This window comes from Burkholderia sp. BCC0506, from assembly GCF_902833145.1.
Classification (GTDB): domain Bacteria; phylum Pseudomonadota; class Gammaproteobacteria; order Burkholderiales; family Burkholderiaceae; genus Burkholderia.
Window position 1 is genome coordinate 336,226 of the sequence record NZ_CADFEN010000007.1, and the last position, 12,089, is coordinate 348,314.

The following is a 12,089-nucleotide window of genomic DNA, read 5'->3' on the forward strand; positions in this document are numbered from 1 at the left end:
AGCCGCGCGACGCGCGGGGCACCCGGCGCACGGGATGCCGCGCCGCGAGCTTTCAAGTGTAAGGAGGCGCATCGCGGCTGGCATGCCGCTGTTTCGTAGCGTGGCGGCGCGGCGAGGACGCGCGCGCGACGCGTGCTACGAGGCGTGAGCGGCCGCGCGTTCGAGCGGCGCGCCGCGGCCCGTGCACGTCGTCACGTCACTGATCGAGACACCGCACGCACAGCCGCTTCGCCTGGTTCGCCGGCAGCCCGCGGCACATCATCACGACCGGCCGCGCATGGCACGACGGCGCATCCGCGGACGCGGCGGGCAACGGCAGGCGGCGCGCGCGTTCGGGCGGCGTCGTGGCGGCCGCGGCCATGCGCCGCTCGCGCGCCTGCGGCGGCGTGTCGGTCACGACGGGAATCGGCTCGATGCCGCCTTCGCGCGCGTTGCGCTGCGCGCTCGCGACGACGCGGCTCACGTAGCCGCTCGAAAAGCCGGTCGTGAAGTTGCCGCTGTAGTAGCACGACAGCGCCGCGCGCAACGCGGCCTGCGTCGCGCGGCCGGTGCCCGACGAGCGCGCGAAGCATTCGGTCAGGATCGCGCCGCCGGCCCGCAGGTTGCGGCACGGCTCGAACATCGTCGCATCGTCGAGCCCGTATTTCGCGAAATTGCGTTCGTTCACCTGCGCGAGGCCGACGCTGTAGCTGAAACCGCGCGACGCCAGCTCGCGCGCGGTCGCGCGTGCTTCGTCGAGCGACGCGGGCTGGCGCGCCAGGTGCCCCCCGACCACGCCGATCGCATACGGATTGAAGCCCGACTCGGTGCGCACGAGCGCGGCGAGCGTCGCCGGGTCGACGTTCGGCGCGCAGGCGCGCGCCAGTTGCGCGAAAGCGGCGCCGCCGCCGGCCGCCAGCGCGACGCGCGGCGGCAGGCACGCGAGCGCGAGCAGGGCCAGTGCGCCCAGGCACGCGGCGAGTGTTCGCAGGCGGCGCGCGTTCATCCCGCACCCGCCACGCGGTACGACAGCACGAGCCCGTGCACGAGCAGCGACCAGCCGTCGAGCGCGACGAACAGGAGCAGCTTGAACGGCACCGAGATCGTCGTCGGCGAGATCATCTGCATGCCGAGCGCCAGCAGGATGTTCGCGACCAGCAGGTCGACGACGATGAACACGATGTAGATCACGAAGCCGATCTGGAACGCCTTCGTCAACTCGGCGAGCGTGAAGCTCGGCACCAGCACGAGCAGGTCGTCGTCCTTGATGCCGTCCGCGCGGTTCTTCGGCCACACCGACGTCGCGGTGCGCACGAAGAACTCGCGGTCGCGCTGGCGCGTATGCGACACGAGGAAATCCTTGATCGGCGGCAGCGCGGCATCGGCGAGCGCGCCGATGTCCGAGGTCGACAATTGCCCCGACGCATCGAAGTGGCGCGCCTGCAGCGCGTCGCGGATCGACATCCCGACGGGCGCCATGATGAACAGCGACAGGATCAGCGCGATGCCGTTCAGCACGAGGTTCGGCGGCACCTGCTGGATCCCGAGCGCGGAGCGCAGCAGGCCGAGCACGACCACCAGCTTCGTGTAGCTCGTCACCATCAGCGCCGCGAACGGCGCGATGCCGAGCGCGGCGATCACCGCGATCAGCGCGACCGGATTCGGCAGGTTGCCCATCGTTCAGCGCTCGCGCGGCGCGGGCTGCGTCAGCGTGACGACGCGCACGCCGAGCTTCTGGCCGACCGCGATCAGGTGGCCGGTGCCGATCAGCATCCCGTTCGCGACGAGATGGATCACGCTCTGGTTGATCCCCTGCTGCAGCTCGATCACGGCGCCCGGCTGCAGCGCGCTCAGCTCGCCCAACGGCATCGACGTGGGCGGCAGCTCGAAGCGCAGGTCGACCGCGAGGCCGTCGAGCGAGCGCGGTGCGTCGGCGGCCGGCGCGTCGTGCGTCGTCGGCGGGGCGGAGTCGGTGCGGGTCGGTTCCAAAGGCATCTCCCTGATTCGTTCGACGGTCAGCCGGTTGCCCGACGGCCGTCCGGTGATCTCCCACGCCGGCGCGGCCGGCAGCCGCGCGACGCACAGCAGGTTCTGCTCGTGCGCCTGCCAGCGCTCGATCGCGATGATGTCGCCGGCGACGACGTCGGCCAGCTCGGCTGTCGTCAGCTCGGTGCGGCCGATCTCGAACACGAGCGGCACGGGCAGGCTCGCGTAGGCCGCGCGCGCGTCGGCGAGTGCGGGCGGTGCGGCCGCGAAGAACACGGCCAGCGCATCCGGCGCGTCGAACAGCAGCGCGCCGTGGCAGCGCCATGCGGCGTCGGCGCGCCGCAGCTCGAAGCGCAGCGCGGCCGGCGATGCGTGCCAGGCGCGTGCGCCGTCGGGGGGCGGCAGCAGTTCCACGCGCTGCCGCGTCGCCGCCCGCAGCACGGCCGCGAGCGGCGCGCACAGATCGGCGAGCAGCGCCGCGCGGATCACGGCCGGAACCGCCGGGTCGGCCGCGTCGCCGAGCCATTCGGTTTCCGCGACCGGGTCGATCCACAGCGTGCCGGCGGCCGGGCCGACGACGAAGCGGTACGCGTGCGCATCGGCGGCCGGTTCGGCGTCGACGCGCCAGCGCACCTCGTACGCGTGTTCGCCGAGCGTGATCGGGACGGCGGCCGTCGCGCCGTACGCATGCGACAGCCCGCGCGCGGCGGCGGCGGACAGGCGCGGCAGGTAGGGCGACGCGTCGAGCGCGACCGCGGCCGGCGCGGCGGCGGGCGGTTCGGAAGCGGCGGGCATGGCCCGGTTCGCGGCGTCGCCGGCGTCGGCATTCGTCAGGAACAGCGCAGGCACGGCGGGATCGGGGCGGATTCGGCGTTGGTTCGACGGGTTGTTCCGGGGCCGGCGGCGCCGAGGGGCGCGCGGCTGCTGCGTCGATTGTAGGGACGGCGATGGCCGCGTGCCGCGCCGGAATCCGTAGTCGCGGCCACCGCCCGGAGGCGGCGGAAGCGGGGCGCTACGAAGCGTGCCGCAGTGCGGCGCAGCGGCGGCGGGCGCGACGCGACGCCCGGCGGTCAAAAGCAACCGCCGCCCGGAGGCGGCGGTTGGAGCGCGACTGACTGGCGGGCCGGGCGGTGTGCAGGCCGCATCCGGCTGGCAGGTCGCGAGGGGCTGCGAATCCGCGCAGCGCGGCGAGGGGGCGCGTGGCCGGCGTGCCGCGAACGGGCGGCGCGCCGGCGCAGCGTTACGCGTAGTCGGCGGCCACCGCGGCGTGCGGCGCCGTGCGCGGCATCGGCGCCGCGTCGTGGCGCTCGACGTGCGTCATCGCGGCGCCGAACAGGACCAGCCGATAGCCGACCGCGTAGATCGGGATGATTCGCAGGTTCTTGTCGTGTTCGAGCTGCAGCTTCGAGCGGATCCGCGAGATATGGGTGTCGAGCGTGCGCGACGACACGCCGAGCTCGCGGCCCCACACGGCTTCCTGGATGGCCTGCCGTGTCACGATCTTGTTCATGTTGTCGAGCAGGAATTCGACCACGTCGAATTCGCGCGGCGTAACGTCGACGACCTTGTTGTCGATTTCGATCGTGCGGCGCACGAAGTTGATTTTTATGTTGTCGATGTACAGGTATTTGCAATCCATGGTGGCCCTCGCATGTCCGTAAAGGATTGGTTGCGGGCCCTGTGCTGCAACTTCCGGGCCAAGGGGGCGGTTGTCAGGTAGCAATAGCGGGCGGTAGGGGGGGCGGACGGCGTGACAGCCTTGAATTCAAAAGAATTTTTAATGGGAACCGCCGGACGATCGATGAAAGGGCCCGACCAATATTGAAGGATTGTTACGTAGCATCGAATGGCGACGTTACGGGACGTTACGTCCGACGTAACGTGAGGCAAGGCGCCGGTAACAGCGCTCGCCCCGGACTGCCGGCGGGCGGTGGAAACGCTACATGGAACCGTACAACGAAGCATGACGACCGTCACTGCCTTCGAACCTCGGGTTGCGCGCTGCCGATCCGACCCACGGTCTCTGGTCGCCGCTTCGAGGGTTGGCGCGCGAGCGTGAGCAGTGTTACGCGAGGCGGGGCGAGGCCGATCAACGAAACCGTGCTCATGATGGTCCCCAAAAAGAACAATCCCCACTCAGCGTAGTCCGCTAAGAGGGGATCGGGCTGACCATCTCGTTAACGCCGGCCGCCGGGTACCCGTCGCCCCGCAGCCGGCGTCCCGCCGCATCAAGCCTTCGCGCTATCCGCCGAATCGAACGGCAGCACGTAATGCCGCTTGCCCGTCGCCGCGAAGATCGCGTTCGCGACGGCCGGCCCGACCGGCGCGACGCCCGGCTCGCCGACGCCGGTCGGCGCTTCGGCCGACGGCACGATATGCACCTCGACCTTCGGCATCTCGGCCATCCGCAGCACGTGGTAGCCGTCGAAGTTGCGCTGCTCGACCTGCCCGCCCTTCAGCGTGATCGCGCTGTGCATCGCCGCGCCGAGCCCGAAGCCGATGCCGCCCTCCATCTGCGCGGCGACGATGTCGGGATTGATCGCGATCCCGCAGTCGACCGCGCACACCACGCGCTCGACCTTCACCTTGCCGTCCGCATCGACCGAGACCTCGGCCACCTGCGCGACATAGCTCTTGAACGCCTCGGCCACCGCGATCCCGCGCCCGCGGCCCTTCGGCAGCGGCTTGGCCGGATCCCAGCCGGCCTTCTGCGCGGCCAGATCCAGTACCGCGCGCATGCGCGGCTCCTTCGCGAGCAGGTCGCGGCGGAACGCGTACGGGTCCTTGCCGGCCGCGTGCGCAGCTTCGTCGATGAACGCCTCGACCGCGTAGGCCGTGTGCGAGCTGCCGACCACGCGCCACCACAGCACCGGCAGGCCGACCTTGGTCGTCGTGAGTTCGACCGACACGTTCGGTACCGCGTACGGCAGATTCGCCGCGCCCTCGACCGACGTCGCGTCGATGCCGTTCTTGACCATGAACGCCTCGAACGGCGTGCCGGCGAGGATCGACTGACCGACGATCCGGTGGCGCCAGCCCACGAGCCGGCCGTCCGCGCTCAGGCCCGCGTCGAGCTTGTGGAAGTACATCGGCCGGTAGAAGCCGCCCTGGATGTCGTCCTCGCGGGTCCATTGCAGCTTGACGGGCGTGCCGTCCGCGCCGAGCGCCTTCGCGATCGACACGGCCTCGACCACGTAGTCCGACCACGCGTTCGCGCGCCGGCCGAAGCTGCCGCCTGCGTACAGCGTATGGATCTTCACCTGTTCCGGCTTCAGCCCGGCCGTCCTGGCCGCGTTGCCCTGGTCGACCGTCTGGAACTGGTCGCCGGCCCAGATCTCGCAGCTGTCCGCGGTCAGCTTGACGACCGCGTCGAGCGGCTCCATCGGCGCATGCGCGAGATACGGGAATTCGTACGTCGCGCTGATCTTGCGCGCCGCGCCGGCGATCGCCGCATCGGCGTCGCCGTCCTTGCGCGCGGATGCGCCCGGCTTCTCGGCGAGCTGCCGGTATTCGCGCATCAGTTCGGCCGAGCCGCGCTTTTCCGCCTGCGTTTCGTCCCAGTCGACCTTCAGCGCGTCGCGGCCCTGTTTCGCGGCCCAGAAGCCCGTCGCGACGACCGCGACGCCGCCCGGCACCTGCACGACCGAGACGACGCCCGGCACGGCCTTCGCGGCCGTCGCGTCGAACGATTTCACCGTCGCGCCGAAGCGCGGCGGCCGCTGCAGCAGCGCGACGCGCATGCCGGGGAAGGTCGTGTCCAGCGTGAAATGCGCGGTGCCGTCCGATTTCGACGACGCGTCGACGCGAGGAATCCGGTGCCCGATCAGCTTGAAATCGGCCGGCTGCTTCAGCGTGACCTTGTCGGGCACGGGCAGCTTCGACGCATCGGCGACGAGCGTGCCGTATGCGGCCGTCCTGCCGCTCTTCGCATGCGAGACGACGCCGTCGGCGGTGGTCAGCTCGCCGGCCGGCACCTTCCAGCGGGCCGCCGCGGCCGACACGAGCATCGCGCGCGCCTTGCCGCCCGCTTCGCGCAGTTGCTGCCACGAGTTCGACATGGCCGAGCTGCCGCCCGTGCCCTGCATCGTGCCGAACGCGAGGTTCGCATAGCGTTTCGCATCGGCCGGCGCGCTTTCGACGCGCACGCTCGACCAGTCGGCGTCGAGCTCCTCGGCGACGATCGTCGCGATGCCCGTATACGCGCCCTGGCCCATTTCGACGTGCTTCGCGATGACCGTGACGGCGCCGTCGGGCGTGATGCGCAGGAATGCGTTCGGCGCGAAATCGCCGGCCGGCGCGGTCGCGGCGAGCGCGCGGCGGCCGAGGCCGGCCCAGTCGAAGCCGATGGTCAGGCTGACGGCGGCCGCGGCCCCCGCGGCTTTCAGGAACGTGCGGCGCGACGGGCGCACCGTGTTGTCGAGTTCGATCGTCATGGTCAGGCTCCCAGCGTCGCGGCCGCGTCGTGGATCGCGGCCCGGATGCGGGCGTAGGTCGCACAGCGGCACAGGTTGCCGTTCATCGCGGCGTCGATGTCCGCGTCGGTCGGCTTCGGGTTCTGTTCGAGCAAGGCCGTGGCCGACATGATCTGGCCGGACTGGCAATAGCCGCATTGCGGCACCTGCAGCTTGACCCACGCGGCCTGCACGGCCTGCGCGGGCTTGCTCCGTAGGCCTTCGATCGTCGTGACGTGCTTGCCCGCGATGCCGGCGAGCGGCAGCACGCACGAGCGGACGGCCTGGCCTTCGAGATGCACCGTGCACGCGCCGCACTGCGCCATGCCGCAGCCGAATTTCGTGCCGGTCAGTCCCGCGTGTTCGCGAATCGCCCAGAGGACGGGCATCGACGGATCGGCGTCGAGCGTGACGTTCTTGCCGTTCAGGACAAACGAGGTAGGCATGTTGGTTGTCTCCGTGGGGAAAACCCGCCACACGGGCAGGTTAGCCGGGAGTGTGCGCGAGCCGCCGGTTTTTGCGTCTACCCAATCCTGCAAATTTATTGAACAATCCTGCAAATTCCCCGCACGCGGCAAGCCGTTTCGCTATGCTCGCGCGACACGGGAAATCATTCGAGGATGCGTCATGGACATGACCGATATCGTCGCGTCGCGCGAATCCGGGCGGCGCGAGCTGGCGTCGCTGATCGGCCGTTTCGCGCCGACGGACGGCTCGCATTCGACGGCCGTGCCGGGCCTGATGCTGCATCGGCACACGCGGCCGGTCGATCTCGGCTGCGCGGTATCGCGCGCCGCGCTGGTGATCGCCGCGCAGGGCGCGAAGCGCGTGATCGTGGCCGGCCACGCTTACGAATACGACGCCCACAATTGCCTGATTACGTCGATCGACTTGCCGATCCTCTCTCGCGTGACGCGCGCGTCGGCGGACGAGCCGTACCTGTGCCTGTCGCTGACGCTCGACCCGCAGCGCATCGTCGAGCTGGCGGCCGAGATGCGGCTGCCCGAGCCCGACGCGGGCCCGGAAGGCGAGGGGATCGCGCTCGCCGAGCTGACGCCGCCGCTGCTCGATGCGGCGTTGCGCCTGCTGCGCCTGCTCGATACGCCGGCCGACATCGCGGTCGTCGCGCCGCTGATCGAGAAGGAGGTGCTGTACCGGCTGATGACGAGCGGGCAGGGCACGCGGCTGCGGCACATGGCGATCGCCGGCAGCCAGACGCACCGGATCGCGCGCGCGATCGAATGGATCCGCGATCATTTCGCGGAGCCGATGCGCGTCGAGTCGCTCGCGCAGGCGGTCAACATGAGCGTGTCGTCGCTGCACCATCATTTCAAGCACGTGACGACGCTGAGCCCGTTGCAGTACCAGAAGCAGCTGCGGCTGCACGAGGCGCGGCGGCTGTTGCTGCGGCAGGGCGGCGACGTCGGGTCGGTGGCGGCCGTCGTCGGCTACGAAAGCGCGTCGCAATTCAGCCGCGAATACAGCCGGCTGTTCGGCGCGCCGCCGATGCGCGACGTCGTGCATCTGCGCAAGAAGGAACTGCTCGGCTGACGGGCGGCCGGCCGCCGGCCGCGCATCATTTCGCGACGACCGTCGTCTGCAGGAACGCGGGCGCGATCCGCCAGTCCGGCACATAGTGCGCGGGCCACGCGCCGGGCGTATCGACGGCGTTGAAATAGACCACCGCGTTCAGCAGCGGATAGCGCCACAGCGAGCGCTGGAATTCGTCGAGTTCCGCACGCTTGCGCGCATTCGAGCCGTCGACGCCGAGCTCCGCGACCATCACCGGCAATCCGTAGTCGGCTACCCGTTCGTATTTGGCGCGCAGGATGTTCGCGGCCGAGAACGGGCCGCCGAGCGGCCAGATCGCGCAGCGCGGACAGTCGAACACCGACAGGCCCACTTCGTCCACATAGCCGCGCCCCGGGAAATAGTCGTCGAGATTCCGGTTGCCGGCCGGCGACCACACGAAGCGGATCCGGTCGGTCATCGCGCGGCACGCGGTGACGACGCGCCGGTACGCGGCGACGTAAGCCGACGCGTCGCCGACGGCCCACGGATAGCGTCCGGTGTCCGTCTCCATCTCGTGGCCCCATCGCACGAACACGGGCCCTTTCAACGCGGCGAGCGCTGAACAGGTCGCGGCGATTCGCGCGTCGTAGCGCCCGTGCGCGATATCGTCGAGCAGCGCGCCCGGGCGCGTGCCGTCCGCCGCCCACGGCTCGACGGTCAGCAGCAGCGAGCGGTTGTGCGCTTGCGAGGCACGGTACGCGTCGCCGATTTCCGCGTCGATATCGGGTGCGTTCCACGACACGAACACGTGGTCGAACGCGATGCCCGGCATGGCCGTGAACACCTTGCCGGGATCGTACGCGCCGAGCGCGGGCTGCTTCACCGCCGCGCCCGGCGCGGGTTCGGCCACCGCGACGGCCGGCACGCCCGAGCGCCACACCATCGCCTGCCAGCCTTTCGGCGCGCGCAGCCCGATGCCCGTCAGCAGCATCGCCAGCGCGAAGACGAACAGCGCGTTGCGCACGGGCAGGCGGCTCGCGAACATCTGCCTGAACGTCGACGCGCCGAGCCCTTGCTCCTTGCCGTGCTGCACGGCGATGACGGCTGCGATCACCAGATACAGGATGCTCGTGAGCGTCGAGAACAGATAGAAGCCGGCCGCGTTGCGCGGGTTGTCGATCGCGACCACCGGCAGGCTGCAGAACAGCGAGATCAGCAGGTAAGGCGCGACGACGCGCAGCGGCGCGTCCAGCTCGACCGTGCCGCCCTTCGGCGTGACCTTGAACGGAAATTCCCGGCCGCGCACGCAATCGAGCAGCGCCGACACGCAGCCGAGCACGACCCACGGCCAGCGCGCGAACACGAACGTGAGCCCTTCCCACGACAGCAGCTTCGTGTTCAGCGGCCGGCACGACTGCGTCGCCTGCGTGGCCCAGGTCACGACGCAGAGGATCAGCACGGAGAGCGGCAACGCGTAGGTGAGGTACGTGAGGTAGTCGACGTGCGCCCACACGCGGCCGGTCAGCAACGCGACGACCGGAATCGCGACGCTGCCGGCCATCGCGAGCGCGCACAGCGGGTACCACAGCTGGCAGAACAGGAACTGCGCCTTGAGCTTCGGCGGCAAGCCCATGAAATAGCGGCGCGTGTAGCGCAGCATGATGATCATCACGCTCCTGGACCACTGGAATTCCTGCGTGGCGAGGTCGCCGAACGTGCGCGGCCCTTCGCCGTTCGCGATCGCGTTCAGCGCGTGCATGCCGCGCCAGCCTTTCGCGTTGAAGATCATCGTGGTCGAGTGATCCTCGGCGAGTTCCGGCCCGAGCCCGCCGATCTCGCGCAGCGCGCGGCAGCGCACCGCGTAGTGCGAGCCGATGCAGAGCGGCGCGAGGCCGCCCGCGTAGCCGGCCTGCATCGTGCCGTGCAGCGGCCCCTCGACGTTCACGCGGCCGCGCGCGCTCCAGCTCCCGGCCGCGTTGCTGTCGCAGATGCTCGGGGCCGACACGTAGCCGATGCCCGGATCGACGAACGGCCGCAGCATCTCCTCGAGATAGGTGCGGGTCGGCACATGGTCGGCGTCGAGCTGCGACACGAAATCGTAGTGGTCGTAGCCGACCGTGTCGTAGAAGTACGCGAGGTTGCCTTCCTTGCAACGGGTCCGGCGCGGCCAGCTCGCGCGGTGATACGCGGCAATGCCGCGCCGCGTCGACACGAACACGCCGTGCGCGCGGCACCAGTCGAGCGTGGCGGGCGACGGGTCTTCATCGGCGAGCCACGTGTCGTGCGGATAGGTCTGGTCGAGCATTGCGAGCAGCGTCGTGCGCACGATGTCGAACGGCTCGGACGGCGCCTTGGTGACGACCATCGCGACGCGCCAGTCGCGCGGCACGGGCAGGGCGGGGTTCGGCACCACCGCCGAGCGGATGATGAAGATGAAATAGCCGGGGATGAAGGTGGTCCAGAACAGCACGAAGCCGTTGACGCCGAAGCGGAACGCGTCGACATAGTGCTCGTCGCGCAGCCACCAGCGCCAGAAGATGCCGAGCGCGACGAACCAGCCCAGCGCGAGGATCTGGAAGACGATCCGCGTGCCGCTGTCCATCAGCGGGACGACGAACGGAATCGCCGCTTGCCGCGCATCGCTGCGATCGGCTTCGGCGTCCGCGGTGTCGGCGGTAGCCGGCGCGTGCGCGCCGGCAAGCGATGCAACCAGCTTCTCCATGGTGCTCTCCCGTCGAGGTCGGACCGTCAGTTCTGAAGCAGGCCGCGGAGCAGCGGGGTGTCCTCGCTCGCGTCCGGCGGTGTCGTCGGCGGCTCTGCCGGCGCGCGTTCGCCGCACGAGCGGCCCACGCGTTCGTAACGGCGAAAGCCGCTGTCGGCGGCCAGCCGTTCGCTGAACAGGTTGCGCATGTCGAGCATCACGGGGTCGGCCATGTGATCGGCGAGGTCGGCGAGATCGAGCGTCTCGAACGCCTTCCATTCGGTCATCACGACGACGGCGTCCGCGCTGCGCACCGCGTCGACCGCGGAGCCTTCCATGAAGACCTGCGGCAGCAGCCGCGACGCCTCGTGCGGACGCGCGGGGTCGTACGCACGGATATGCGCGCCCGCGCCGACGAGCAACTGGATCACGTCGATGCTCGGGCTTTCGCGCACGTCGTCGGTCTGGCCTTTGAAGGTGAGGCCGAGCACCGCGATGCGCTTGCCCTTGATCGAGCCGCCGCACGCGTGCTCGATGCGTCGGAGGATCCGTTCCTTGCGCAGCGCGTTCGATTCGATCGCCGCGCTGACGATGCGCAGCGGCACCGCATGCTCGGAAGCCGTCGCCTTCAGCGCGCGCGTGTCCTTCGGGAAGCATGAGCCGCCCCAGCCGGGGCCGGCCTTCAGGAACGACGCGCCGATGCGCCGGTCGAGGCCCATTCCGTTCGCGACCAGCTCGACATCGGCGCCGACCGCTTCGCACAGGTCGGAGATCTCGTTGATGTAGCTGATCTTCACCGCGAGGAACGCGTTCGCCGCGTATTTGACGAGTTCGGCCGTCTCGATCTCGGTCGCGAGCACGAGATGGCCGGCCGCTTCCAGCGGCGCGTAGATCGCCTTCATGATCGCGATCGCACGCGGATGCTCGGCGCCGAACACGATGCGATCCGGATGCATGAAATCGTCGATCGCCGAGCCTTCGCGCAGGAATTCCGGATTCGACGCGATCGCCGCTTCGATGCCGTCCGGCGCGCAGCGCTCGACGATCCGCGCGACGATCCGGTTGGTGCCGACCGGCACCGTCGACTTGGTGACGATCACCGCGAAGCCGGCCAGGTTCGCCGCGATTTCCCGCGCGGCCGCCTCGACGTATTGCAGGTCCGCGCGATCGGTGCCCGGCAGCGTCGGCGTGCCGACCGCGATGAACACCGCGTCGCGGTCGCGCACGCTGGCGGCCAGGTCGCTGCTGAAGCGCAGCGCGCCGCGTTCGACGTTGCGGGCGACGACGGCGTCGAGGCCCGGTTCGTAGATCGGCATGCGGCCTTCGTTCAGCGCGTCGATCTTGCCGCGATTGTTGTCGATGCAGACGACGTCATGCCCGAGATCGGCAAAGCATGCGCCGCTGACCAGGCCGACGTAGCCCGTACCGACGATGGCGATCCGCACATTCATGGTTGTTCC

Annotated in this window: 9 protein-coding genes; 1 reads left to right on the forward strand and 8 read right to left on the reverse strand. The window is 69.9% G+C overall.

Going from position 1 to position 12,089, the window contains the following annotated elements; genetic code table 11:
* Positions 1-196: 196 nt before the first annotated feature.
* The 6 genes from HWX62_RS18855 to HWX62_RS18880 form a co-directional block, all read right to left on the reverse strand.
* The gene (locus tag HWX62_RS18855) at positions 197-985 is read right to left on the reverse strand and encodes a lytic transglycosylase domain-containing protein (protein ID WP_175931790.1); all 789 of its coding nucleotides are present in this window, start codon (positions 983-985) and stop codon (positions 197-199) included.
* The gene (gene sctR, locus HWX62_RS18860) at positions 982-1,656 is read right to left on the reverse strand and encodes a type III secretion system export apparatus subunit SctR (RefSeq protein ID WP_006480865.1); all 675 of its coding nucleotides are present in this window, start codon (positions 1,654-1,656) and stop codon (positions 982-984) included. Before sctR ends, HWX62_RS18855 begins: the two co-directional genes overlap by 4 nt.
* A 3-nt stretch (positions 1,657-1,659) precedes the next feature.
* Positions 1,660-2,814: a type III secretion system cytoplasmic ring protein SctQ gene (gene sctQ / locus HWX62_RS18865; RefSeq protein WP_175931791.1), complete on the reverse strand. Its 1,155-nt coding sequence runs from the start codon at positions 2,812-2,814 to the stop codon at positions 1,660-1,662.
* 391 nt (positions 2,815-3,205) lie between these two features.
* The gene (locus tag HWX62_RS18870; RefSeq protein ID WP_175931792.1) at positions 3,206-3,604 is read right to left on the reverse strand and encodes a winged helix-turn-helix domain-containing protein; all 399 of its coding nucleotides are present in this window, start codon (positions 3,602-3,604) and stop codon (positions 3,206-3,208) included.
* A 589-nt stretch (positions 3,605-4,193) separates the two neighbouring features.
* Entirely contained in the window at positions 4,194-6,398 is a 2,205-nt protein-coding gene (locus HWX62_RS18875) for a xanthine dehydrogenase family protein molybdopterin-binding subunit (protein WP_175931793.1), read from the reverse strand.
* A 2-nt stretch (positions 6,399-6,400) separates the two neighbouring features.
* Positions 6,401-6,862 (reverse strand): (2Fe-2S)-binding protein, encoded by a 462-nt coding sequence (locus tag HWX62_RS18880; protein WP_175931794.1) that lies wholly within the window; start codon positions 6,860-6,862, stop codon positions 6,401-6,403.
* Between the two features lie 181 nt (positions 6,863-7,043).
* Here HWX62_RS18880 and HWX62_RS18885 point away from each other — a divergent pair, with 181 nt between their 5' ends.
* Positions 7,044-7,967, forward strand: a complete 924-nt coding sequence (locus HWX62_RS18885; protein WP_175931795.1) for an AraC family transcriptional regulator — start codon at positions 7,044-7,046, stop codon at positions 7,965-7,967.
* Positions 7,968-7,992: 25 nt separating this feature from the next.
* On the opposite strand, the gene HWX62_RS18890 is transcribed toward HWX62_RS18885, so the two are convergent.
* Together HWX62_RS18890 and HWX62_RS18895 are read right to left on the reverse strand one after the other, a co-directional pair.
* A complete protein-coding gene (locus HWX62_RS18890; RefSeq protein WP_175985207.1) occupies positions 7,993-10,650 on the reverse strand; it encodes a glycosyltransferase family 2 protein in 2,658 nt (885 codons plus the stop codon).
* A 26-nt stretch (positions 10,651-10,676) separates the two neighbouring features.
* Complete coding sequence (locus HWX62_RS18895; RefSeq protein ID WP_175931797.1) at positions 10,677-12,080, reverse strand: UDP-glucose/GDP-mannose dehydrogenase family protein; 1,404 nt, start codon at positions 12,078-12,080, stop codon at positions 10,677-10,679.
* Between the last annotated feature and the right edge of the window lie 9 nt (positions 12,081-12,089).